The organism is Cupriavidus sp. F041 (assembly GCF_057814235.1).
Map to the genome: position 1 here is coordinate 4,410,449 of NZ_JBVASY010000002.1, position 22,294 is coordinate 4,432,742.

Annotated in this window: 22 protein-coding genes; 16 read left to right on the forward strand and 6 right to left on the reverse strand. The window is 67.8% G+C overall.

Annotated features, from left to right (window positions below):
- Window positions 1-57: 57 nt before the first annotated feature.
- From mreD to ACZY0R_RS37590, 3 genes are all read right to left on the reverse strand, one after another.
- The gene (gene mreD, locus ACZY0R_RS37580) at window positions 58-570 is read right to left on the reverse strand and encodes a rod shape-determining protein MreD (RefSeq protein WP_488865692.1); all 513 of its coding nucleotides are present in this window, start codon (window positions 568-570) and stop codon (window positions 58-60) included.
- Window positions 567-1,607, reverse strand: a complete 1,041-nt coding sequence (mreC, locus tag ACZY0R_RS37585; RefSeq protein WP_488865694.1) for a rod shape-determining protein MreC — start codon at window positions 1,605-1,607, stop codon at window positions 567-569. Before mreC ends, mreD begins: the two co-directional genes overlap by 4 nt.
- 202 nt (window positions 1,608-1,809) lie before the next feature.
- Entirely contained in the window at window positions 1,810-2,853 is a 1,044-nt protein-coding gene (locus ACZY0R_RS37590) for a rod shape-determining protein (protein WP_035859663.1), read from the reverse strand.
- Between the two features lie 618 nt (window positions 2,854-3,471).
- On the opposite strand from ACZY0R_RS37590, the gene gatC reads away from it, so the two are divergent.
- From gatC to ACZY0R_RS37625, 7 genes are all read left to right on the forward strand, one after another.
- Window positions 3,472-3,771 (forward strand): Asp-tRNA(Asn)/Glu-tRNA(Gln) amidotransferase subunit GatC, encoded by a 300-nt coding sequence (gene gatC, locus ACZY0R_RS37595; RefSeq protein WP_488865696.1) that lies wholly within the window; start codon window positions 3,472-3,474, stop codon window positions 3,769-3,771.
- Between the two features lie 94 nt (window positions 3,772-3,865).
- Window positions 3,866-5,371, forward strand: a complete 1,506-nt coding sequence (gene gatA, locus ACZY0R_RS37600; protein ID WP_488865698.1) for an Asp-tRNA(Asn)/Glu-tRNA(Gln) amidotransferase subunit GatA — start codon at window positions 3,866-3,868, stop codon at window positions 5,369-5,371.
- Entirely contained in the window at window positions 5,368-5,835 is a 468-nt protein-coding gene (locus tag ACZY0R_RS37605; RefSeq protein WP_045238335.1) for a hypothetical protein, read from the forward strand. The genes gatA and ACZY0R_RS37605 overlap by 4 nt, the downstream gene beginning before the upstream one ends.
- A gap of 5 nt (window positions 5,836-5,840) precedes the next feature.
- Window positions 5,841-6,797, forward strand: coding sequence for a dienelactone hydrolase family protein (locus tag ACZY0R_RS37610; protein ID WP_488866399.1), 957 nt, complete (start codon window positions 5,841-5,843; stop codon window positions 6,795-6,797).
- A 127-nt stretch (window positions 6,798-6,924) separates the two neighbouring features.
- A complete protein-coding gene (gene gatB, locus ACZY0R_RS37615; RefSeq protein WP_488865701.1) occupies window positions 6,925-8,385 on the forward strand; it encodes an Asp-tRNA(Asn)/Glu-tRNA(Gln) amidotransferase subunit GatB in 1,461 nt (486 codons plus the stop codon).
- A 977-nt stretch (window positions 8,386-9,362) separates the two neighbouring features.
- Window positions 9,363-10,031: a DUF484 family protein gene (locus ACZY0R_RS37620; RefSeq protein WP_488865703.1), complete on the forward strand. Its 669-nt coding sequence runs from the start codon at window positions 9,363-9,365 to the stop codon at window positions 10,029-10,031.
- A gap of 40 nt (window positions 10,032-10,071) precedes the next feature.
- Window positions 10,072-11,274: a tyrosine recombinase XerC gene (locus tag ACZY0R_RS37625; protein ID WP_488865705.1), complete on the forward strand. Its 1,203-nt coding sequence runs from the start codon at window positions 10,072-10,074 to the stop codon at window positions 11,272-11,274.
- On the opposite strand, the gene ACZY0R_RS37630 is transcribed toward ACZY0R_RS37625, so the two are convergent.
- Entirely contained in the window at window positions 11,271-12,230 is a 960-nt protein-coding gene (locus ACZY0R_RS37630) for a transcriptional regulator GcvA (protein WP_488865707.1), read from the reverse strand. The genes ACZY0R_RS37625 and ACZY0R_RS37630 overlap by 4 nt on opposite strands.
- Before the next feature lie 221 nt (window positions 12,231-12,451).
- Between ACZY0R_RS37630 and ACZY0R_RS37635 the strand changes: the two genes are divergently transcribed.
- The 9 genes from ACZY0R_RS37635 (at window position 12,452) to pcp (ending at window position 20,341) form a co-directional block, all read left to right on the forward strand.
- The gene (locus tag ACZY0R_RS37635; RefSeq protein ID WP_488865709.1) at window positions 12,452-12,811 is read left to right on the forward strand and encodes a DUF2917 domain-containing protein; all 360 of its coding nucleotides are present in this window, start codon (window positions 12,452-12,454) and stop codon (window positions 12,809-12,811) included.
- 156 nt (window positions 12,812-12,967) lie between these two features.
- Window positions 12,968-13,699 (forward strand): lipoyl(octanoyl) transferase LipB, encoded by a 732-nt coding sequence (gene lipB / locus ACZY0R_RS37640; RefSeq protein ID WP_488865711.1) that lies wholly within the window; start codon window positions 12,968-12,970, stop codon window positions 13,697-13,699.
- Window positions 13,700-13,742: 43 nt separating this feature from the next.
- Window positions 13,743-14,738, forward strand: a complete 996-nt coding sequence (gene lipA / locus ACZY0R_RS37645; protein ID WP_488865713.1) for a lipoyl synthase — start codon at window positions 13,743-13,745, stop codon at window positions 14,736-14,738.
- Window positions 14,739-15,231: 493 nt separating this feature from the next.
- On the forward strand, window positions 15,232-15,882 hold the full coding sequence (gene pxpB, locus ACZY0R_RS37650; protein ID WP_035865175.1) for a 5-oxoprolinase subunit PxpB: 651 nt from the start codon (window positions 15,232-15,234) through the stop codon (window positions 15,880-15,882).
- A 55-nt stretch (window positions 15,883-15,937) separates the two neighbouring features.
- Window positions 15,938-16,966, forward strand: a complete 1,029-nt coding sequence (locus ACZY0R_RS37655) for a 5-oxoprolinase subunit C family protein (protein ID WP_488865715.1) — start codon at window positions 15,938-15,940, stop codon at window positions 16,964-16,966.
- Between the two features lie 66 nt (window positions 16,967-17,032).
- Window positions 17,033-17,773 (forward strand): 5-oxoprolinase subunit PxpA, encoded by a 741-nt coding sequence (pxpA, locus tag ACZY0R_RS37660; RefSeq protein ID WP_488865717.1) that lies wholly within the window; start codon window positions 17,033-17,035, stop codon window positions 17,771-17,773.
- A 131-nt stretch (window positions 17,774-17,904) separates the two neighbouring features.
- Entirely contained in the window at window positions 17,905-18,642 is a 738-nt protein-coding gene (locus tag ACZY0R_RS37665) for a DUF969 domain-containing protein (RefSeq protein WP_488865719.1), read from the forward strand.
- Window positions 18,643-18,645: 3 nt separating this feature from the next.
- Entirely contained in the window at window positions 18,646-19,596 is a 951-nt protein-coding gene (locus ACZY0R_RS37670; RefSeq protein WP_488865721.1) for a DUF979 domain-containing protein, read from the forward strand.
- A gap of 70 nt (window positions 19,597-19,666) precedes the next feature.
- Window positions 19,667-20,341: a pyroglutamyl-peptidase I gene (pcp, locus tag ACZY0R_RS37675; RefSeq protein ID WP_045238317.1), complete on the forward strand. Its 675-nt coding sequence runs from the start codon at window positions 19,667-19,669 to the stop codon at window positions 20,339-20,341.
- Between the two features lie 5 nt (window positions 20,342-20,346).
- Here the strand turns inward: pcp and ACZY0R_RS37680 are convergent, their stop codons facing one another.
- Window positions 20,347-21,591 carry a VanZ family protein gene (locus ACZY0R_RS37680; RefSeq protein ID WP_488865723.1) on the reverse strand — a complete coding sequence of 415 codons (1,245 nt, stop codon included), beginning with the start codon at window positions 21,589-21,591 and terminating at the stop codon, window positions 20,347-20,349.
- Between the two features lie 11 nt (window positions 21,592-21,602).
- Window positions 21,603-22,241: an ABC-type transport auxiliary lipoprotein family protein gene (locus tag ACZY0R_RS37685; RefSeq protein WP_488866401.1), complete on the reverse strand. Its 639-nt coding sequence runs from the start codon at window positions 22,239-22,241 to the stop codon at window positions 21,603-21,605.
- Between the last annotated feature and the right edge of the window lie 53 nt (window positions 22,242-22,294).

A 22,294-nucleotide genomic window follows, 5' to 3' on the forward strand; every position in this document is an offset into this window, starting at 1 on the left:
TTGCGGTTTGCCGCGCACCCCAGGGGGGCGCGGCGGGACATCGGTTGGGGTAAAGCGTCAGATCGGTCGGGTTTCGTCCACGTCCGCGCTGCGGCGCTGCGGCGCCAGCAGCATGCCGGTGGCCAGCGGCCACAGCAGCGCCTCGATGCCCGGCGCCAGCAGCAGCTGCCAGCCGGGCAGCGGCGCGCCCATGGCCAGGCGGATCACCACCGGCACCGCGTGGGCGACGAACAGCAGCGGCAGCACGTGCAGCGCCTGGGTATAGACGGTGAACCACAGCACGCGGCGATGGATGGTGATGGCGAAGTACGCCAGCAGCGAGTAGGCCATGGCGTGCTCGCCCAGCAGGCGCGCATCGTGCACGTCCATCAGCAGGCCAAGCGCGAACGCCACGCCCATGCCGACCTTGCGCGGCTGGTGGATGTTCCAGAACACCAGCACCAGCGCCACCACGTCGGGCACCCACAGCGTGGTGCCCCAGGGCATCAGGTTGAACAGGAAGGCCAGCACGAAACTCAGCGCGATAAACGCGGGGTTGACCGGGCGCAGCAGGTATTGGGGATTGGTCAACGCTTGACCTCCTTGGCGGCGGCGGGCTTGTCCGCGGGTTTTTCCGCCGCCTTGTCGGCAGGTTTGTCGGCCGGCTTTGCGGCGGGCTTCGCCGCCGGCTTGGCGTCGGCGCGTTCGGCGTCCTTCACGCCCGGCCGGTCGGCCCTGACGATCCTGGCTTCCTTGGCGTCGCGCGGGCCGTCAATGGATTCGCGCGGCGGCAGCTGGGCTTCATAGCGGATCACCAGCAGCTGGCGGTGCGAGCGCACGCCGGCCACCGGCTCGCAGTACACGCGCGAGAAGGCGGTATCCGCCTTGCGTTCGATCTGCACGATCCGGGCAACCGGCAGGCCGGGCGGGTAGGTGCCGTCCAGGCCCGAAGTGACCAGCAGGTCGCCCTGCTGCAGGTCGGCCGAGGCGGCCATGAAGCGCAGGTCCAGCAGGCCGGCGCGGGCGCCGCCGAAGGCTACGCTGCGCAGGCCGTTGCGCACTACCTGCACCGGGATGGCCTGTTCCTTGTCGGTCAGGAGCGTGACTTCGGACTGGAACGGCGACACGCGCGTCACCTGGCCGATCACGCCGCGTTCGTCGATCACCGGATAGCCCGCGCGCAGGCCGTGCTGGCTGCCGCGGTCGATCACGATGCGCTGGCTGTAGGGGTCGCGGGCGTCGTACAGGATCTCGGCCGACGTCACCGGCGTGTTCGACTGCTGCACCAGGCCGAGCAGCTTGCGCAACTGATTGTTCTCGGCTTCGAGCTGGGACTGGCGTACCGAGCCCTCGGCCTCGGCCACCATGCGGCGCCTGAGTTCGCGGTTCTCGCTGGCCAGGGCGGCCGCTGACTGTGCGTAGTCGAAGGTGGCGCGCAGCGCATCGCGCGGCACCAGCACGGTGCGCTCGACCGGCATCAGCACGGTGGCGGCAACCTGGCGCACCACGCGCAGGGCGTCAAAGCGCGCATCGACGATAAGCAGCGCCAGCGCGATCGTCACATAGAAGACGAGGCGCGCGACGGCGGAAGTGCCCTGCTTGAAGAGCGGCGGCGGAGTGTAATCCATTTACCCGTGCGCTGGCAGAAAGGTCTCCCGGTCCCGTAGGCACGACAGCGCCACGGCACGCCAGCCAGCGTGGCTGGGGCGTCGCGGCGCGGTGTGTTGCACGGGCTCGGGCCGGGTCGGGAGGGGGGCGCGGCGCGGCGCGCCCCCGACCAGGTAGTCCGGCAGGCCGCTTCGCGCCATGAGCGATTCCTCTGCTGATTCTTTATTCGTAAGAGAAGATGCTGCCCAGCTTGTCCATGCGTTCGAGCGCCATGCCGGAGCCGCGCACCACACAGGTCAGCGGGTCTTCGGCAACCAGCACCGGCAGGCCGGTTTCCTCGGCCAGCAGGCGATCCAGGTCGCGCAGCAGCGCGCCGCCGCCGGTCAGCATCATGCCGCGCTCGGCGATGTCGGCGCCAAGTTCCGGCGGGGTCTGTTCCAGCGCGATCTTGACGGCCGAGACGATCTGGTTGAGCGGATCGGTCAGGGCTTCCAGGATTTCGTTGGACGACACCGTGAAGGCGCGCGGGATGCCTTCGGACAGGTTGCGGCCCTTGACTTCCATTTCGCGGACTTCGGAGCCGGGGAAGGCCGAACCGATGGCCTTCTTGATGGCTTCGGCGGTCTGCTCGCCGATCAGCATGCCGTAGTTGCGGCGGATGTAGTTGACGATGGCCTCGTCGAACTTGTCGCCGCCCACGCGCACCGAACCCTTGTAGACCATGCCGCCCAGCGAGATGATGCCCACCTCGGTGGTGCCGCCGCCGATATCCACCACCATCGAGCCGGACGGCTCCGACACGGGCAGGCCGGCGCCGATCGCGGCCGACATCGGCTCCTCGATCAGGTACACCTGGCTGGCGCCGGCGCCCAGCGCCGATTCGCGGATGGCGCGGCGCTCGACCTGGGTCGAGCCGCACGGCACGCAGATGATGATGCGCGGCGAGGGACGCAGCAGCTTGGTGTCGTGCACCATCTTGATGAACTGCTTGAGCATCTGCTCGGTGACGGTGAAGTCGGCGATCACGCCGTCTTTCATCGGGCGGATGGCCTCGATGTTGCCCGGCACCTTGCCCAGCATCTGCTTGGCTTCCTTGCCGACCGCCTGGATGGTCTTCTTGGCGTTGGGCCCGCCTTCCTGGCGAATCGCGACGACGGACGGCTCGTCAAGGACGATGCCCTTGTCGCGCATATAGATCAGGGTGTTGGCGGTGCCGAGGTCGATCGCGAGATCGTTGGAGAAGTAGCTGCGGAGAAATCCGAACATCAGGAATCCTGTTTTCTGGTGGTTCGCGAGTATGCGAAGTGGCCGGCGCCGCTGCGGGGCCAGCCACGATATTCATAGCGACGGGTAGTATTAAGGCCCCCGGTCGTTCGATGGGGCCGGCGCCGTTGCCAGCCTGCCACAGGGGGCGTGCTGTCATGGCCGGGGCCGCCAACCAAGGCCGTCTCGCCGGGTGGCGGAAACGACCTTTACGGGTACCTTTGATTAGACCACGCGCGAAAGTTCGGTGGAACGGCACCGCAATTACAATTTAATTGCTGGCGGGGGCGGTCTAATCGGAGGAACCTGTCTGCATCCCTTGCCGCGGCCTTCGGCCTCGCACCTCCGGCTGGCGGCCTGGCGATGTGGCCAATGCTGCGATCCGTGGGCCCGGGGGAGCATCGGGTGACCCACAAAGCTCCGCGGCACGCGGTTTTGCACCAATGTGACGAAGGCGCTGCCAAAGGATGGCAACGCGCAATGATACCTTATAATTCCCCCTGTTTCGGGGGCTTCTACCCCGAAAAAACCTGTAACTTTGACGATTCCCGGGCGCTCCCGGCAGCACTCGCCGGCCCGCCCCGGCCGCGCCCGCATCGCCTTTCGCACCGACCCCAAGCCATGGCTCTCGACCTATCCGACGTCAAGCGCATCGCCCACCTTGCCCGCATCGAAATCAACGATGCCGAGGCCGGGCAGACGCTTGTGCAGCTCAATCAATTCTTCTCCCTGGTCGAACAGATGCAGGCGGTCGATACCACCGGCATCGTGCCGCTGGCCCACCCGCTGTCCGCGGTGCGCGAGATGTCGCAGCGGTTGCGCGACGACGTCGTGACCGAGCCCAACCGCCGCGAGGACTACCAGCGTCCCGCGCCGGCCACCGAAGGCGGCCTCTACCTGGTGCCCAAGGTCATCGAATAAAGGTCATCGAACACCGGCCCTCGAACCAGCGGCTGCGCCGCGCTGCCGCTAGGCGGCGCCGGCAGCCATCACCTGCCAAGCCAAACCGACCGACATGTCCTTTTCCGCATCTACCGTGACCTCCCTGCGCGAGCTCTCCGACGCGCTGGCGGCACGCACCGTCTCCGCCGAAGAACTGGCGCGCGATTACCTGGCCCGCATCGAGCAGGCCAGCGCGCTCAACGCCTTTGTCGACGTTAACCCCGAACTCACACTGGCGCAGGCCCGCGCCGCCGACGAGCGCCGCGCGCGCGGCGAAGCCGGCCTGCTGACCGGCGTGCCGATCGCCCACAAGGACGTGTTTGTCACGCGTGGCTGGCGCGCAACAGCGGGCTCGCGCATGCTCGCCGACTATGAAAGCCCGTTTGACGCCTCCGTGGTCGAGCGCCTGGCCGCCGCCGGCATGGTCACGCTGGGCAAGACCAATATGGACGAGTTCGCGATGGGCTCGTCAAACGAGAACTCGCACTTCGGCCCGGTGAAGAACCCCTGGGATGCCAGCCGCGTGCCGGGCGGCTCCTCGGGCGGCTCGGCCGCCGCCGTGGCAGCCGGGCTCGCGCCCGCCGCTACCGGCACCGACACCGGCGGCTCGATCCGCCAGCCGGCCTCGTTCTCGGGTATTACCGGCATCAAGCCCACCTACGGCCGCGTGTCGCGCTACGGCATGATCGCCTTCGCCTCCTCGCTCGACCAGGGCGGCCCGATGGCGCATACCGCCGAGGACTGCGCCATGCTGCTGGGCGCCATGGCCGGCTTCGACGAGCGCGACTCGACCAGCCTCGCGCCCGCCCAGGGCGGTGTCGACGAGGACTACACGCGCCTGCTGGGCAAGCCGCGCGCCGGCGCCAGCGTTGAGAAGCCGCTGTCCGGGCTGCGCATCGGCCTGCCCACCGAGTATCTCGGCAAGGGGCTGTCGGCGGACGTGGAACAGGCCGTGCGCGCCGCGCTCGCCGAGTACGAGAAGCTGGGCGCCACGCTGGTCGAGGTGTCGCTGCCCAAGACCGAGCTGTCGATCCCCGTGTACTACGTGATCGCGCCGGCCGAGGCTTCGTCCAACCTGTCGCGATTCGACGGCGTGCGCTATGGCCATCGCGCCGCCGAGTACCGCGACCTGATGGACATGTACAAGAAGACCCGCGCCGAAGGCTTCGGCCCCGAGGTCAAGCGCCGCATCATGGTGGGTGCCTATGTGCTGTCGCATGGCTACTACGACGCCTACTACCTGCAGGCGCAGAAGATCCGCCGCATCATCGCCGACGATTTCCAGCGCGCCTTTACCCAGTGCGACGTGATCATGGGCCCGGTGGCGCCCACGGTAGCCTGGAAGCTGGGCGAGAAGAGCGCCGACCCGGTGCAGATGTACCTGGCCGACATCTTCACGCTGTCGACCAGCCTGGCCGGCCTGCCCGGCATGAGCGTGCCCTGCGGGCTGGGCGAGGGCGGCATGCCGGTTGGCCTGCAACTGATCGGCAACTACTTCGGCGAAGCCGAACTGCTGCAGACGGCGCACGCTTTCCAGCAGGCAACGGACTGGCACCTGCGCCGGCCTGCCAAGGCATGATCGCGCGGCGCTGGCTGGTCCGGCTCGCACTCGGCATCGGGCTGGCCGCCGCACTGGCGGCCTGCATTCCGCTGCCGCGCTTCGGCGGCGGGCCCACGCCGATCGCCAGCCGCGACATCGACCTTGCCGGGGATTGCCGCCGCACCGAGGAAGACGGCTTCCGCGAGGATGCCCAGCTGCGCGTGGCGGACAACAGCGTGCAGCAGTTGTCGTGGAAGCTGTGGGTGGGCAAGCGCGGTTCGTGCAGCTTCAACCTGGCCGAATTCCGCCAGACGAAGAAGAAGCCGCATATCGAGTTGCGCGCCAACGACGGCAGCGCCTGCAAGCTGATGGTCTGGCAGGATCCGCGCCGGGTCACGCTGGCCCACGCCAATTGCGAGGCGCGCTGCTCGCCGGGCATCTACGAGGAAGCCTGGCCGGTGATGTTCGAACCCGGCACCGGCGGCTGCGCACAGACCCGATGAATCCGATGCACCCGCTCAGCGCCCTGTCCGGACTCGCCGCCCGCCTGCGGGATTTTTGCCTGGGCGCGTGCGCCCTGGTGCTGGCAAGCCACGGCGCGCTCGCGTATGCCTTCGTGCCGGAGGCCGGCATGCACGCCATGCCGCCGGCGCAGACGGTGCATTTTCCCGATGCCGACAAGGGCAATGCGCTCAGCGCCCACTGGTTCTTGCCGCAGCGCGGCGCGCTGGCGCCGGCGCAGTCGTTGCCGGTGGTCATTGCGTTGCATGGCTGCGCCGGGCTCTACCAGAACGGCGGCGCGGATGCCGCGGCGCTGCAGGTGCGCTACCGGGAATACGTGCAATGGCTCTCCGCGCGCGGCTACGCCGTGTTGCTGCCCGACAGTTTCGGTCCGCGCGGCAAGCCGCAGGGCATCTGCACCGAAGCGCTGGCCGGGCGCGACATCGACGACGAAACGCGGCGCGGCGATGTCCTGGCGGCGCTGCGCTGGCTCGCGCGGCAGCCCGGCATCGACACGGCGCGCATTGTGCTGCTGGGCTGGTCCAACGGCGCGCAGGCGGTGCTCAGCACCATCGACGCCAGCCGCGACTGGCCGGCGGGCGCGCCGGCAATCGAGCGCGCCGTGGCCTTTTATCCTGGCTGCAAGCGCGCCGTGCAACGGCATGAATACCGCCTGCGCACGCCCTTGCTGCTGATGACCGGCGGCGCCGACGACTGGACCCCAGCCACCCGCTGCGCCATGTTGCGCGAGGCGGTCACGGCGCGCCAGCCCGATGCGCGCTTCCGGCTGGAGATCTACCCTGGCGCGTATCACGGCTTTGACGGCACCAGCGAACTGCGGGTGCGGCGCGATGTGCCCAACGGCGCGCGTCCCGGCCGGGGCGTGACCGAGGGCGGCGACCCGGTCGCGCGCGGCGCGGCGCTGGCGCAACTGGATTCGTGGCTGGCCAGCCCGAATCCGTGAGATGAATACCGGTATGGCGCCGCGGTCGGATGCGAAATACGCGCGCGATGCCGATGAACACGTAGCAAACGTAGCAAACGTACCGAACACGTAGCAACACATACAGCACACGAACAGGAATACCGCCATGCAATGGGAAGTGGTGATCGGCCTCGAGACGCACACGCAGTTGTCGACGGCCTCCAAGATTTTTTCCGGTACCTCCACCGCCTTCGGCGCGGCGCCGAACACGCAGGCCTCGCCGGTCGACCTGGCGCTGCCCGGCGTGTTGCCGGTGCTCAACCGCGGCGCGGTCGAGCGCGCCATCGAGTTCGGCCTGGCGATCGGCGCCACCATCGCGCCGCGCAGCATCTTCGCGCGCAAGAACTACTTCTACCCCGACCTGCCCAAGGGCTACCAGATCAGCCAGTACGAGATCCCGGTGGTGCAGGGCGGCAGCATCAGCATCCAGGTCGAAGGCAAGAAGGGCGAAACCTACGAGAAGACCGTGCAGCTCACGCGCGCCCACCTCGAGGAAGACGCCGGCAAGTCGCTGCACGAGGATTTCGCCGGCATGACCGGCATCGACCTGAACCGCGCCGGCACGCCGCTGCTGGAGATCGTCACCGAGCCCGACATGCGCAGCTCGGCCGAGGCCGTGGCCTACGCCAAGGCCCTGCACGCGCTGGTGATGTGGCTGGGCATCTGCGACGGCAATATGCAGGAAGGCAGCTTCCGCTGCGACGCCAACGTGTCGGTGCGCCCCTACGGCAGCCCTACGCTGGGCACGCGCCGCGAGATCAAGAACCTGAACTCGTTCCGCTTCCTGCAGCAGGCCATCGACTACGAAGTCCAGTGGCAGATCGCCGAGATCGAAGACGGCCGCGCCATCCAGCAGGCCACCGTGCTGTTCGATCCGGACACCGGCGAGACGCGCGCCATGCGCACCAAGGAAGACGCGCACGATTACCGCTACTTTCCCGATCCCGACCTGCTGCCGCTGGAGATCGACGCGGCCTGGATCGAGCGGGTGAAGGCCGCGCTGCCGGAACTGCCGGTGGCCATGCAGGCGCGCCTGGTGTCGCAATATGGCTTGTCCGCCTATGACGCCAGCGTGCTGACCGCGTCCAAGGCGCTGGCTGGCTACTTCGAGGCCGTGGTCGCCGAAGCCGGTGCGGCCAATGCCAAGCCCGCCGCCAACTGGCTGATGGGCGATGTGTCGTCGCTGCTCAATCGCGAAGGCATTGCGCTGGAAGCGGCCTCGGTCAAGCCGGCGCAGTTGGCTAAGCTGCTGGTGCGTATTGCCGATGGCACGGTGTCGAACAACACTGCCAAGAAGGATGTCTTCCCGGCCATGTGGGCGGGGGAGGAGGGCGGTGACGCCGACGCCATCATCGCGGCCAAGGGGCTGAAGCAGATGTCCGACTCGGGTGAGTTGGAAAAGATCATCGATGATGTGCTGGCGGCCAATGCGAAGTCTGTCGAGGAGTTCCGTGCTGGCAAGGAGAAGGCGTTTAATGCGCTGGTGGGGCAGGCTATGAAGGCCACCAAGGGGAAGGGGAATCCGGCGCAGGTTAATGAGTTGTTGAAGAAGAAGTTGGGGGCGTAAGGGGGCTTTTTGGGGGGGGCGGGGGCTTGCTGGCTCCCTCCTTCGCTGTTTCTTTCTGCGGCGTTGGTTATTTAACCCAAAAGCGTACGACATCCCCCTGCGGGGGCTGCCGGTCACTCTTCTTTGCCTCGGCGCCTCGGCAAAGAAGACTAACGAGAAGAAAGCCGACCCTGCCGGGGGCAGAGCAATCGCGGGGGCGAGGGGCGCTGGTTTCGTCGTATGGCCAGCGGTTCTGCTGGTATCTGCCGTTACCGGCTTGCAGGGTATCGCAATGGCCTGACCCATGGGTTTCGTGGTGGGGCCCCTGATCGCTTTGCTCGGTGCCCCCTCCCACATCTGCCGTTCGCGGTGCGAAGGACCGCGATCCTGCCTGCATTGGTGGTTTCGTGGTTTTGTCTCTAGCGGTGGCCGCCCAGCCATTTGATGCCCTGCCTACCGGCGCGAACGGCACCTTGCTACCAACGGCCTTGGTTTCGTGGTGGGCACCCTGGCCCGGTCCGCGAGGGTCACGCTCGAATATCACCGCGCCTGCTCTCCGAGACAAAACCACGAAACCAGCCACACCCGAAACGGCGCAGCCACCCGCGCCGCGAACGGCAGATGTGGGAAGGGGCACGGCATACGAGGTCGGGGGCCCCACCACGAAACCCATGGGGCATGCCATTGCGATGTCCTGCAAGCCGGTTGGACACGCTAGCCAACACTCAGGGCCGTACGACGCAACCCCCGAGGCCCACAAGCCTGATTGCTCTGCCCCCGGCAGGGTCGGTTTTCTTCTCGTTAGTCCAAACTTTGGAGGCGTCCCCCGCAGGGGGATGTCGTACGCACTTGGGTCCAACCGCCAACGCCGCAAAAAGAAACCGCAAAGGAGCCAGCAAGCCCAAGCCCTCGCCCCAAAAAGGCCAACACCACCCCCTCCCCAAATCCTCCCCCGAACCATTTGCTACACTGCCCCCCAAACATCCCGGTTGAAGCCAATGAACCCCCAAGAAGTTGCCTCCTACCTGCAAACCAACCCCCAGTTCTTCGAAGATCACGCCGAGCTGCTGGCCACGGTGCAACTCACCAGCCCGCACAGCCACCGCGCGGTCTCGCTGCAAGAGCGCCAGATGGAAATCCTGCGTGAGAAGAACAAAGGCCTCGAACTGAAGCTCGCGGACCTCGTCCGCCACGGCCACGACAACGACCGCACCCAGCAGCGCATGCACACCTGGCAACTGCGCCTGCTGGCCGAAGTGGACTCGCACGCGCTGCCCTATGCGGTGCAGGACGGCCTGCAGCAGGTGTTCGACGTGCCTGGCGTGGCCCTCAAGCTCTGGAACGTGGCCGAGAGCTATGCGCATATGGAAGTGACCCAGGGCGCGAGCGATGACGTCCGCCTGTTCGCCGAAGGCCTGCGCGCGCCGTATTGCGGCGCCAACAGCGGCTTCGAGGCGGCGGCCTGGCTGGAGCGCGACGATATCGCCTCGCTGGCCATGGTGACGCTGCGCGTGCCCACGCGCGAAGCCGGCACGCTTGGCGCGGCCTTCGGGCTGCTGGTGCTGGGTTCGCCCGAGCCGCGGCGCTTCCACGAGGGCATGGGCACTGCCTACCTGGCGCAGATCGGCGAAGTGGCCGGCGCCGCACTGAACCGCTTGCGCGACTAAACCGGGCGATGCGCCGCAATCCCTTCGCCGTGGCCGGGCAATGACAGCATCCCGTCCGCCCAGGGCAGGTGGCGTGGCCGCGCGGCCGCGCAAGGCAGCGGCGCCGGCGGCCAGGAAGGCCGCCGCAGGCAAGACGCCATCGGATGCCGCCAGATCCAGGCCACGCCAGGACGCCCCCACGGAACCCCTCGGCAAGCCAGTGCCCGCCCCGGTGGTCCTGCGCTACCTGGAATGGCTGTCCAGCAGCCGCAAGCTGGCTGCCCACACCCTGACCAACTACGCCCGCGACCTGTCGGTCCTGCAGGCGCATGCCGAACGCCATGCACCGGGCTGCGCGCTGCTGTCGCTACAGACCCACCATATCCGCGGCTTTGCCGCGCGCCTGCATGGCGGCGGCCTGGCCGGCACCAGCATCGCCCGCACGCTGTCGGCCTGGCGCGGTTTCTACCTGTGGGCCGCGCGCCATGGCCTTGGGGTGGAGGCCAATCCGGTCGACGGCGTGCGCGCGCCCAAGTCCGGGCACCGGCTGCCCAAGGCCTTGTCTGTGGAGCATGCGGTGGCGCTGGTCTCGCACAGCGCGGGCGAGGACAACGAGGGCCGGCGCGACCAGGCCGTCTACGAGCTGTTCTACTCCAGCGGCCTGCGCGTGTCGGAACTGGTGCAACTGGACCATCGCTACACCGAAGACGGGGAATACCGCTCCGCCGGCTGGATCGACATGGACGGCGCCGAAGTCACGGTGATCGGCAAGGGCTCGCGCCGCCGCACCGTTCCCGTCGGCAGCAAGGCGATGGAAGCCCTGCGCGCGTGGCTGGCGGTGCGCGCGGAGATGTTGCGCACCGGCGCGGCGCCGGAGGACGCGCATGCGTTGTTCCTCAGCGTGCGGGGAAGGCGCCTGCCGGTGCGCACCGTGCAACTGCGCATCAAGCAGCAGGCGATCCGGGCCGGCGTGCCCGCGGACGTGCATCCGCACATGTTGCGGCATTCCTTTGCCACCCATGTGCTGCAATCCTCCGGCGACCTGCGCGCGGTGCAGGAAATGCTTGGCCATGCCAGCGTGGCCACCACCCAGATCTATACCGCGCTGGATTTCCAGCACCTGGCCAAGGTCTACGACAAGGCGCACCCGCGCGCAGGCAGGGCGCACTCAGCACCGGCGCCGGCTGCCGCCCCGAAGGCCCCCGGGCCAGCCGCAGGCGAGTCTAACCCCCCGGCTGCCCCGGCTGCCAAAGAAGACGACTAACCCTCCCACTGGGCCAGGATGCCGCGGAACGCTTCCATCTCCGGCAGCAGCCAGGCGCGGAAGGCTTTTACCTTGGGCGCCTCCAGCATGCTGGTCGAGCAGACGAAGTAAAGCAGCCATGGGCAGGTAATGCTGACGTCGAAGAGCCGGACCACGCGCCCCGACAGCAGGTCGTTGTAGGCCAGCGAAGAACGGATCAGCGCAATGCCCTGGCCGGCTGCCGCCGCCTGCAGCAGCAGCGAGGAGTCTTCCAGCAGCAGGCCCTTGCGCGGCTCCGGCCAGTCCAGTCCGGCGGCTTCGAACCACGGCTTCCAGGGGTCGCCCTCGCCGCGCAGCAGCGACATGCCCTTCATGTCCTGCGGACGCGTCGGCAGCTTGCCGCCGTTGAAGGCCGGGCTGCAGACCGGGAAGAACACATCGTCCAGCAGCTTCTCCACGTACAGGCCGGGATAGTCGCCGCTGCCCATGCGCAGCGCGATATCGACTTCCTCGCGCGCGAAATCCACCAAGGTGTTGGATGACAGCAACTCCACGTCAAGCTCGGGATGCTGTTCGATAAAGCTGCCAATGCGCGGCGTGAGCCAGCGTGCGGCGAAGGAAGGCATGGTGCTGATGGTGAGGCACTTGTCGCGGTTGCCGGCCTGCAGCGCGCGCGTGGCATCGGCGATTTCCAACAGGGCTTCGCGCACGCGTCCCGCGTAGGCCCGGCCGCCGGGCGTCAGGCTGACACGCTTGCCGTTGCGCTCGAACAGGGCCTGGCCCAGTTCCTCCTCCAGCGCGCGGATCTGGTGGCTGACCGCGCCGTGGGTGACGAACAACTCGGTGGCCGCGCGCGAAAAACTCTCGTGGCGGGCAGCCGCCTCGAAGGCGCGCAACGCGGTCAGCGGCGGCAGGCGCGGCAACTCGCGATGCCAGCCACGTGGCAAATCTCTCTCCCATGCTCCCTTCAGCGCCATCACTGACCTCGTCTTATGTGAGTTTCTCTAACAAGAACAAGGAAAATATATCGTTTTGGAAGGGCCGCGGCAATCACTAGAATGCAATGCATCGGCGCTCTACCCGCACCGGTGCCAGTCAAGTACAAAGCATAGCCTGACAAGGGCTGGCGCGACTGGTGGCTGCCCATTCCGGGCAAGCGGGCGAGGGGGGTCGACGATGTCAGTGAAGGATGCCCAACATGAAAACATTGCTCACAACGACCCTGTTCACCCTGAGCCCGGGCGAAGTTACCTCGCTTTCCATCCACGCCGACCAGCGCTTGCGCGTGGATGCAGCCACAGGGACCGATGTCTGGCTGACCCGCGAAGGCGATTCGGAGGATTACTGGCTGCGTTGCGGCGGTAGCCTGCTGCTTGCCAGCGGCGACGAAATCACGGTCAGCGTGGATCCGCGTGCCGCCGAGCCGGTACGCCTGGCCCTGATCGCCGAGGCCCGCCGGCCGGCCGTCAACCTGTCGCACCTGGTGGCACGCATGGCACGGCGTTTGGTTCGAGGTACCGAATGGACGCCTAACCAGGACCAGATCACGGCCTCCTGACGAAGACGGCCGCGTGCGCGGCCATCTGCGGCTGGTGCATTCGCGCGATGCCTCTGACTCCGGCAGTGCCATCGCGGAGTGAAAGAGCACGAGACGGAAAGAGCAAGCGAGGGGCGGCATCCTGTGCGATCCGCCCCTTTTCGTTAAACTGCCGGGATGCAATCGATCCAAGTCATTGAGCAGGGCCGGCAAGAGTACGAGCCCTGTTTCGACGCAATGCGTGCCTTTACCGCCGCACGCACCGCCGATTCCCCCGACCAGATCTGGCTGGTCGAGCATCCTCCGGTCTACACCCTCGGCCAGGCGGGAGATCCCGCGCACCTGCTGGCCCCCGACGAGGCGATCCCCGTGGTGCGGATCGATCGTGGAGGACAGGTCACTTACCACGGTCCGGGACAGGTCGTCGCCTATCTGCTGCTCGATTTGCGCCGGCGCCGCCTGATGGTCCGCGAGCTCGTCCATGCGATCGAGCAAGCCGTGCTGGACACGCTCGCGGCGTATAATCTCGCAGCCGAACGCAAGCCCGGCGCGCCTGGTATCTACCTTTGCGAAGGTCCGCACCAGGGCGCCAAGATCGCCGCGCTCGGCCTCAAGATCCGCAACGGCTGCAGCTATCACGGCGTCAGCCTCAACGTGCAGATGGACCTCGCGCCCTTCCTGCGCATCAACCCCTGCGGCTATGCCGGCCTGGAAACGGTCGACATGGCAACGGCGGGCGCCACCTTCCCGGTGGCCGATGCGGCTGGCGCGTCCCGCCTGCCCGTGACCGCGGCACAACAAGCCGATATCGCGCGGCGCCTTGCGGCGGCGTTGTGCGAAGTGCTGGCAGCGGCGCATGAGCGCGCCCTGGCAGCCGACCGGAACACCGCCGCGGCCCTGGCCACTTAGTCATCCAGCCGAATATGCACGCACCGCGCGTGCGGAGAACACTATGAGCGACGCCCTGATCGCCACTTCCAGCGAAGCCCCGCAACCCCAGGCGGAGCAGTACGACCCGACCCGCAAGCAGAAGTCGGCCGACAAGACCGCCCGCATTCCCATCAAGATCGTGCCGGCCGAGAAGCTCAAGAAGCCTGAGTGGATCCGCGTCAAGGCGGCCACCGGCAGCTCGCGCTTCTACGAGATCAAGGACATCCTGCGCGCCAACAACCTGGTGACGGTATGTGAGGAAGCGAGCTGCCCCAACATCGGCGAATGCTTCGGCAAGGGCACCGCGACCTTCATGATCATGGGCGACAAGTGCACGCGCCGCTGCCCGTTCTGCGACGTCGGCCACGGCCGTCCCGATCCGCTGGACGCCAGCGAGCCGGGCAACCTGGCCCGCACCATCGCCCAGCTCAAGCTCAATTACGTGGTGATCACCAGCGTCGACCGCGACGACCTGCGCGACGGCGGTGCCCAGCACTTTGTCGATTGCATCACGCTGACCCGCGAGCTGTCGCCGGCCACCCGCATCGAAGTGCTGGTGCCGGATTTCCGCGGCCGCCTGGACAAGGCGCTGGACATCCTGCAATCCGGCCCGCCGGACGTGATGAACCACAATATGGAAACCGTGCCCCGCCTGTACAAGCAGGCGCGCCCGGGCGCCGACTACGCGCACTCGCTCAAGCTGCTGCAGGAATTCAAGCGCCGCAACCCCACCGTGGCCACCAAGTCCGGCCTGATGGTGGGCCTGGGCGAGACCGACGAGGAAATCCTCGAAGTCATGCGCGACATGCGCACCCACGACATCGACATGCTGACTATCGGCCAGTACCTGGCGCCGTCGGGCCACCACCTGCCGGTGATGCGCTACGTGCATCCGGACACCTTCAAGATGTTCGAGGCCGAGGCATACAAGATGGGCTTCACCCATGCCGCCGTGGGCGCCATGGTGCGCAGCTCCTATCATGCGGACGAGCAGGCGCATAAGGCCGGCTTCGCCTGAGCCCGCCTGCGCGCCTCCGGGCGCCTTGGTCCGTTGCAAAAAAAACCGGCCGGTATCCACCCGGCCGGTTTTTTTTTCGCCTGCGCCAGCTGCCGCCGCACCTGGCGTTGCATGTACGCCACGGCCTGACCTCTTTCCCTGAAATTTCTTCCATCGCGCCCGTCGGCGCGGGCGGGGCCGCGCGCCGCGCGATCGCACCGGACCGGCGCATGGCGGGAGCCCTCGCGAGCGCTCCTGCACCGAAGGCATTGGCCGCATCGGCCGGCTGCACCAGGACAGGGCGCAGGGCCCGTCACGCACAACACTTTGCGTGGGAAATCCTAGGGTCTACACCTAGCCCCAGCATCTTATTGTTTGGTTATCATGAATTTATCGACAAATTGTCGATGAAAAAAGATTCTGCTCACGGACCGGGTTGCAGCCGGCGTCGCCCCTGACCAAGTCCGGTGCGCCCGCCTACACTGCAAGACAGGTCCCCCTGCCGGTGCTTCCCATGACCCGATGTTCCGTTCACCGCCTGGCCGAGCGCGCGCTGCTGTGCAGCGTGCCGCCGCCGGCCTCGCTTGACGTACAGCGACGTATCTGGGCCATGGCCCAGCGCGCGGCCGAGTGGCGCGGCGTGGTCGACGCGGTGCCCGGCATGAACAACCTCACCGTGGTGTTCGACCGCGATGCCGATCCCGAAGCGCTGGAACGCAACCTGAAGCTGGCCTGGGCGTCGGGCGAGGCGCGCGCGGCGACAGGCAGGCTGGTCGAGATCCCGGTGCGCTACGGCGGCGAATTCGGCCCCGACCTGGCCGATGTGGCCGCGCATACCGGCCTCACGGCGCAGGAAGTGGTGCGCCGCCACAGCGAGGGCGAGTACGTCGTTTACTTCCTCGGTTTCCAGCCCGGCTTTGCCTATATGGGCGGCATGGACCCGGCGCTGGCCACGCCTCGGCGGCGCGAGCCGCGGCTGTCGGTGCCGGCCGGCTCGGTCGGCATCGGTGGCGAGCAGACCGGCATCTATCCGGCCGCCGCTCCCGGCGGATGGCAACTGATCGGACACACCGCCAGCGAACTCTTCGTCGCCGACCGCGATCCGCCTTCCTTGTTCGCACCGGGCGATACGGTGCGCTTTGTCGTCGAGGCGCTGCTGCCATGAACCGTATGCCATCACCCGTTGCACCCGCTGCTGCGACCGTGCGGAGGGTCCGCGCATGATCGAGATCATTCGCCCTGGCGCGCTTGCCTCGATCCAGGACCTCGGCCGCCCCGGCTTTCGCCGCTTCGGCGTGGGCACCGCGGGCGCGCTCGATACGGTCGCGCTCACCATTGGCAACCGCTTGCTCGGCAATCCGGCGGGCGATGCCGCCATCGAATTCACGCTGGGCCGCGCTGCCGTGCGCTTCCACGCCGACATGCGCGTCGCGCTGACCGGCGCCGAATGCCGGGCCAACCTGGACGGCGTGCCGGTGTGGTCGTGGCATGCCTTCGACGTGCGCCGCGGCGAAACGCTGACGCTGTCGGCGGCGCAGGGTGGCACCCGTACCTATTTGTGCGTGGCGGGCGGCATCGCCGTGGAGCGGGTGATGGACTCGCGCAGCACCGATCTCAAGGCCGGCTTTGGCGGCCTGGGTGGCCGGGCGCTGCATGAAGGCGACCGCTTCGATGCCGGCCGGCCCGGCGTGGCCGAGGACAGCGACTGGCTGGGCGTGCAGGCTCCGGCCTGGGCGCTGCCGGTGACGAAGCTCGGCAACGCCATGCCGATCCGCATGCTGCCCGGCATCGAATACGAGGACTTCGACGCCGCCGCGCATGAGGCGCTGTGGCAGTCCGACTGGATCGTCACGCCCAACAGCAATCGCATGGGCTTGCGCCTGCAAGGCCCGGCGCTGGCCCGCCAGCCTGAGCGTGCCGCCGACCTGCTCTCGCACGGCGTGCTGCCGGGCGTGGTGCAGGTGCCGCCGGCCGGCCAGCCCATCGTGCTGATGGCCGACGCGCAGACCACCGGCGGCTATCCCAAGATCGGCGTGGTGATCGGCGCCGACCTGTGGCGGCTGGCGCAGGTGCCGCTGGGCGCGCCGGTGCGCTTCGTGCGCGTCACGCTGGATGAGGCCGCCGCGGCGCAGGCCGCGCTGGATCGCTACCTGCAGCAACTGGACCAGGCGCTGCAATGGCAGGGCGACGGCCTGGTGATCGCCTCGCGGCGGCGCACGCGCAGCCACGCGGCCGCAGCCGTGGCCTGAGCGCCGCCGAATGACAGCAACCCCCAAACCTCAGGACAAGCCGCAAGACCGGTGAGGAGTATCGCAATGCATATCGACCTGAACGCTGACCTCGGCGAAGGCTGCGGCAACGACCGCGAACTGCTGAGGCTGATCAGCTCGGCCAACATCGCCTGCGGCTGGCACGCCGGCGACGCCGCCACCATGCTGCAGACCGTGAAGTGGGCGCTGGAGCAGGGCGTTGCCATCGGCGCGCATCCGAGCTATCCGGACCGCGAGAACTTTGGCCGCACCGAGATGCAGCTCGATCCCGAAGTGGTGTACGCGAACACGCTCTACCAGATCGGCGCGCTGGCCGCGCTGGTGCGCTCGCAGGGCGGGCAACTGGCCCACGTCAAGGCGCACGGCGCGCTCTACAACCAGGCCGCCAGGGATCCCAGGCTGGCCGACGCCATCGTGCGCGCGGTGCGCGACTTCGATTCCGACCTGGTTTTCTTCGGCCTGGCCGGCAGCGTCATGGTGGAGGTGGCGCGCGAAGCGGGCCTCAAGGTGAAGGAAGAAGTCTTCGCCGACCGCGGCTACAACCCGGACGGCTCGCTGGTCAAGCGCGGCACGCCCGGCGCGCTGCACGAAGACGAAGACGTGGCGCTTGGCCAGACCCTGCAGATGGTGCGCGAGCAGCGCGTGCGCGCCATCGACGGCAGCTATGTACCGATTCGCGCCGAAACCGTCTGTCTGCACGGCGACGGCGCACACGCGCTTGCCTTTGCGCGCCGAATCCGCGAACGGCTCGGCGCCGAAGGCATCGCAATCCGCGCCGGAGGCTGAAGGGGCACACCACACGGTAAACGCAACGGACGCGCCCCCAGGCTTCCGGTATTCACTGTGACCCGCGCGACGTCGAGCAGCATGACGCGACGCGTGGCACTCGCCTCCATCACACTCTATTGGTGTCTCTCATGGAACAGGCAGTCAACCTCTGGCCCTTAGTTGGGGTCGGCATCATCATCCTCGGCTTCGTGCTGCGCTTCAATCCCATGATGGTGGTGGCGCTTGCCGCCATCGCCACCGGGCTGGCGGCGCCCATGCCGGTCATGCAGATCTTCACTGCGATCGGCACCGCCTTCGTCAAGACGCGCAACCTGCCGCTCATCATCCTGTTGCCGCTGGCGGTGATCGGCCTGCTCGAGCGGCACGGGCTGCGTGAGCATGCGCAGGCCTGGATCTCGCGCATCGCGTCGGCCACGGTCGGGCGCCTGCTGATCGTCTACCTCGGCGTGCGCGAGCTCACCGCGGCGGTGGGCCTGACCAGCCTCGGCGGCCACCCGCAGATGGTGCGCCCGCTGCTGGCCCCGATGGCCGAAGGCGCGGCCGAGACCCGTTTCGGCAAGCTGCCCGAGCCGGTCCGCCAGCGTGTGCTGGCCTTCTGCGCGGCTACCGACAACGTCGGCCTGTTCTTCGGCGAGGACATCTTCGTGGCCTTCGGCGCGATCGCGCTGATGCACACCTTCCTGCTGTCGTCGAACATCGATGTGGAACCGCTGCATATCGCCGTGTGGGGCATCCCGACCGCGATCTGCGCCTTCCTGATCCATGCCGTGCGCCTCAAGCGCCTGGATATGTGGCTGGAACGTGAAGTGGGCGGCAAGGCTACGGCCGACGCGGGTACGACGGCTACGGCCAAGAGCGGGGAGTAAGCCATGATCATTTCCATCGAGTACCTCTACTGGCTCGCCGGCCTGGTCCTGGCCATCACCTCGCTGATGATTTTCGCGGACCGCGACCATCCGCGCCGCCTCAGCACGGGTTTGTTCTGGGCGCTGTATGCGCTGGTGTTCCTGATCGGCGACAAGCTGCCGCCGGCCATCGTCGGCGTTGGCGCCGTGGTGATGGCGCTGATCGCAGGCTTTGGCGGGGTTGGCCACGGCAAGCACGGCACGCTGCCGGAAGGCGAGCGCCGCGCCTCGGCCAAGCGCCTTGGCAACAAGCTGTTCATCCCGGCGCTGCTGATTCCGCTGGTGACGGTGATCGGCACCGTGCTGTTCAAGGACGTGAAGATCGCCGGCCTGCCGCTGCTGGACCCCAAGAACGTGACCTTCGTCTCGCTCGGCGTCGGCTGCCTGGTCGCGCTGGCCGTGGCTTGCTGGCTCACCCGCGATACCGTGGTGCAGGGCGTGCGCGAGTCGCGCCGCCTGACCGAGTCGCTCGGCTGGGCGCTGGTACTGCCGCAGATGCTGGCCATGCTTGGCCTGGTGTTTGCCGATGCCGGCGTGGGCAAGGCGGTGGCGTACCTGACCACGGCCTACATCAACATGGACTACAAGCTGGTGGCCGTGGTGGTGTACTGCGTGGGCATGGCGCTGTTCACCGTGATCATGGGCAATGGCTTTGCCGCTTTCCCGGTGATGACCGGCGGCATCGGCGTGCCCATCCTGGTGAACATGTTCCACGGCAACCCGGCGGTGATGGCGGCTATCGGCATGTTCTCCGGTTACTGCGGCACGCTGATGACGCCGATGGCGGCCAACTTCAACATCGTGCCTGCCGCGCTGCTGGAGCTGGACGACAAGAACGCCGTGATCCGGGCGCAGGTGCCGACCGCGCTGATGATCCTGGTGGCCAATATCGCTCTGCTGTATTTCCTGATGTAAGAACGCGGTCGAGCCGCGAAAGTTTGGCCAGAGGCCCGGGCAACCGGGTTTCGGGCCGGGAGTCCCTGCCATGCGTACCGTGCTGCTGACCGGCTTCGAGCCGTTCGAAAGCGAACCCATCAATCCTTCCTGGGAGGCAGTTCGCGCGCTCGACGGCGAGCGCATCGGCGGCACGCCCGACGGCGCCGATGCGGCCGTGATCGTCGCGCGCCAGTTGCCTTGCGTGTTCGGCGCAGCCAACGACGTCATGGCGGATCTGCTCGATGAGCTGCAGCCCGTGCTGGTGATCGCGGTGGGGCAGGCGGGCGGGCGCCCGGAAATGTCGGTGGAGCGCGTGGCGATCAATGTCGACGATGCGCGCATCGCCGACAACGCCGGCGCGCAGCCCATCGATACCCGCATCGCCGAGGATGGCCCCGCGGCGTATTTTTCCAGCCTGCCGATCAAGGCCATGGTGCGCCGGATGCGCACGGCTGGCGTGCCGGCCTCGGTCTCGCAGACCGCCGGCACCTTCGTCTGCAATCACGTGTTTTACGGGCTGATGCACTTGCTGGCAACGCAAAGCGTGCCGGCGGGCGTGCGTGGCGGCTTCATCCATATTCCCTATCTGCCGGAGCAAGCCGTGCGGCATCCGGGCCAGCCCAGCCTGGCGCTGGCCACGATGATCGACGGCATCCGCTGCGCGGTGGCTACCGCGCTGTCGACGCAGGACGATATCGTCGAGCAGGGCGGCCAGACCCACTGAAGCGGTCAGGCTCCAGGCGGTAGCCTGCCTTTTCTCGCCGCCGCCTGCCGCTGTGCCTTGCGGCGTGCGCGCCGCAAGCTGCGGCGGTCCAGCTGGAATTGCTCGAAGCGCCAGATCAGGTAGAACAGCGCCAGGAACGGCCACATCCAGGCCAGCCACTGCGCCAGGCTGTTGAAGTGGATGAAGCGGCCCAGGCGCCAGCCCTGCTCCGAGATCCAGGAATAGGGATTGGCGGGCAGCAGGTTGGACAGCAGCACCAGCAACATCAGCGCGGCCAGCGCCAGCGCGCCGCGCAGCCAGCGCGGCAGCCGCAATAGCAACACCAGCACCAGCGAGCCCGTCAGCAGGGCGAAACGGCCGCCTTCGGACAGCCAGTTGAAGGCGTTGTCGTCCGGGAACTGCAGCTCCGCCACGGCCGCCTTGAGCAGCAGCGTGCAGGCCAGCAAGCCGGCCAGGATGCGCAGCATCGGGGCATTGCGCCGCATCGCCGCCGAGGCGAATAGCCCGGTGCCGATCCATCCGCACGCGGTCACCAGCGATTCCAGCAACTGCTGTCCCTGCACGTCGTCGGGCCGCAGCAGGCCTACGCCTTCGATCAGGTCGGGCACCGCCGGGAACACGCCTTGCAGCCACTGCACAGGCCAGGAGTCGGGGTCGGTCAGCCACTCGCGCACGATCGCGCCCATGCCGAACAGGTGCTCCTGCGGAAAGACCTGCGCGAACGGCCACAGCAGCAGCAGGATGATGGCGAAGCTGGCATGTGGCTCAAACCAGGCCATGCGCAACTGGCGCAGGGAGCCGCGGTCAATCAGCGCGGCCGAGAAGGGCGCCACCACGGCGCCGCCCAGCAAGGCGCCCAGCGCATTGGTGATCAGGTCGATATTGGACGAGATGCGGTTGGGCAGCCAGGTTTGCAGCGCTTCCATGCAGCCTGAGAGCAGCGCGCCCGCCACCAGCGCCAGCAGCGTGGCGCGCGCGCCGGACACGCGCGGGTGCAGGGACAGTACCAACAGCGCGCCGAAGGGGCAATAGCCGAGCACATTGGTGATGAGATCGAACTCGGTCAGGTAGCGCGGCTTGGGCGCGGTGAGGAAGGCCAGCGGCGAGATGCCGTTGTCGGTCCAGCCCGTGAACGGAAAGAGGCTGCCGTAGATCACCAGCAGGGTGAAGCACAGCAGCCCCACCCGCGCCAGCGGCGAATGGCGGGGCGCGGGCGGCAAGGGAGTGAGCGGTGCGGGTGCCGATGCCATGCGGGACCGGGTTATTGCAGCGGCAGCGTGGCCACCCAGTCGAGGATTGCCGCGATGGCGGCGTCGGTGCCCGTGGCGAGCGCCTTGACGCCGCCAGCGCCATCGGCCGTGGGCGCGGGCTGCGCCACCACGAAGGTCTTCTGCCCGCGCAGCCCGTTGCGGAACACGGTGGCACGCACCCGGATCACGCCGCGGCTGGCGCTGGCGCTGTCGAAGACCTGCTCGAACTCCAGCATGTCGATCTTCAGCGCCGGCGTGGCGGTATCGCCGAACCAGGTCAGCGCCCCGCGCGAGGCCACCGCTTCACGCAGGCGGTCGTCGAACAGGCGCACCGGCGACATCACCCAGCGCTGGGTGGCATAGGGCTGCAGGCGCTCGGCCTGTGCGTAGTGCAGGCGATAGAAGAGCGAGTTGCCGTCCATCCAGGTGGGACCGTCGGTTTGCGCCACGCGCATCCTGGGCAGGGGCGTGGCGCCGGGCGCCGCCCCGACCGGCGGGCCCAGGTCGTAGGTGACGGTGGGCGCGGAGGGCGTGAGGGCGCAGCCGCCCAGCAGCAGGCCGGCCAGCGCGATGCCGGCGGCAAGCCGGCGCAGCAGGCCGGAAACGCCGGAGGTGCCGGAACGATCTGGCCGCAGATGGGCGGTGCGCATCATGGATTGCCTCGGTTTGCCCGTGGGGCTCGGATTGCTCAAAGGGTTTGCCG

Bases quoted from the DNA above. Each gene is read 5' to 3' on its own strand.
- ACZY0R_RS37610 (WP_488866399.1), top strand. From the start codon at position 5,841: ATGCACCCGCTCAGCGCCCTGTCCGGACTCGCCGCCCGCCTGCGGGAT.
- ACZY0R_RS37685 (WP_488866401.1), bottom strand. From the start codon at position 22,241: ATGCGCACCGCCCATCTGCGGCCAGATCGTTCCGGCACCTCCGGCGTT.
- ACZY0R_RS37655 (WP_488865715.1), top strand. From the start codon at position 15,938: ATGATCGAGATCATTCGCCCTGGCGCGCTTGCCTCGATCCAGGACCTC.
- ACZY0R_RS37605 (WP_045238335.1), top strand. From the start codon at position 5,368: ATGATCGCGCGGCGCTGGCTGGTCCGGCTCGCACTCGGCATCGGGCTG.
- gatA (WP_488865698.1), top strand. From the start codon at position 3,866: ATGTCCTTTTCCGCATCTACCGTGACCTCCCTGCGCGAGCTCTCCGAC.
- ACZY0R_RS37630 (WP_488865707.1), bottom strand. From the start codon at position 12,230: ATGGCGCTGAAGGGAGCATGGGAGAGAGATTTGCCACGTGGCTGGCAT.
- pcp (WP_045238317.1), top strand. From the start codon at position 19,667: ATGCGTACCGTGCTGCTGACCGGCTTCGAGCCGTTCGAAAGCGAACCC.
- ACZY0R_RS37620 (WP_488865703.1), top strand. From the start codon at position 9,363: ATGAACCCCCAAGAAGTTGCCTCCTACCTGCAAACCAACCCCCAGTTC.
- ACZY0R_RS37680 (WP_488865723.1), bottom strand. From the start codon at position 21,591: ATGGCATCGGCACCCGCACCGCTCACTCCCTTGCCGCCCGCGCCCCGC.
- gatB (WP_488865701.1), top strand. From the start codon at position 6,925: ATGCAATGGGAAGTGGTGATCGGCCTCGAGACGCACACGCAGTTGTCG.
- ACZY0R_RS37670 (WP_488865721.1), top strand. From the start codon at position 18,646: ATGATCATTTCCATCGAGTACCTCTACTGGCTCGCCGGCCTGGTCCTG.
- pxpB (WP_035865175.1), top strand. From the start codon at position 15,232: ATGACCCGATGTTCCGTTCACCGCCTGGCCGAGCGCGCGCTGCTGTGC.
- ACZY0R_RS37590 (WP_035859663.1), bottom strand. From the start codon at position 2,853: ATGTTCGGATTTCTCCGCAGCTACTTCTCCAACGATCTCGCGATCGAC.
- ACZY0R_RS37625 (WP_488865705.1), top strand. From the start codon at position 10,072: ATGACAGCATCCCGTCCGCCCAGGGCAGGTGGCGTGGCCGCGCGGCCG.
- ACZY0R_RS37635 (WP_488865709.1), top strand. From the start codon at position 12,452: ATGAAAACATTGCTCACAACGACCCTGTTCACCCTGAGCCCGGGCGAA.
- mreC (WP_488865694.1), bottom strand. From the start codon at position 1,607: ATGGATTACACTCCGCCGCCGCTCTTCAAGCAGGGCACTTCCGCCGTC.
- gatC (WP_488865696.1), top strand. From the start codon at position 3,472: ATGGCTCTCGACCTATCCGACGTCAAGCGCATCGCCCACCTTGCCCGC.
- ACZY0R_RS37665 (WP_488865719.1), top strand. From the start codon at position 17,905: ATGGAACAGGCAGTCAACCTCTGGCCCTTAGTTGGGGTCGGCATCATC.
- pxpA (WP_488865717.1), top strand. From the start codon at position 17,033: ATGCATATCGACCTGAACGCTGACCTCGGCGAAGGCTGCGGCAACGAC.
- lipB (WP_488865711.1), top strand. From the start codon at position 12,968: ATGCAATCGATCCAAGTCATTGAGCAGGGCCGGCAAGAGTACGAGCCC.
- lipA (WP_488865713.1), top strand. From the start codon at position 13,743: ATGAGCGACGCCCTGATCGCCACTTCCAGCGAAGCCCCGCAACCCCAG.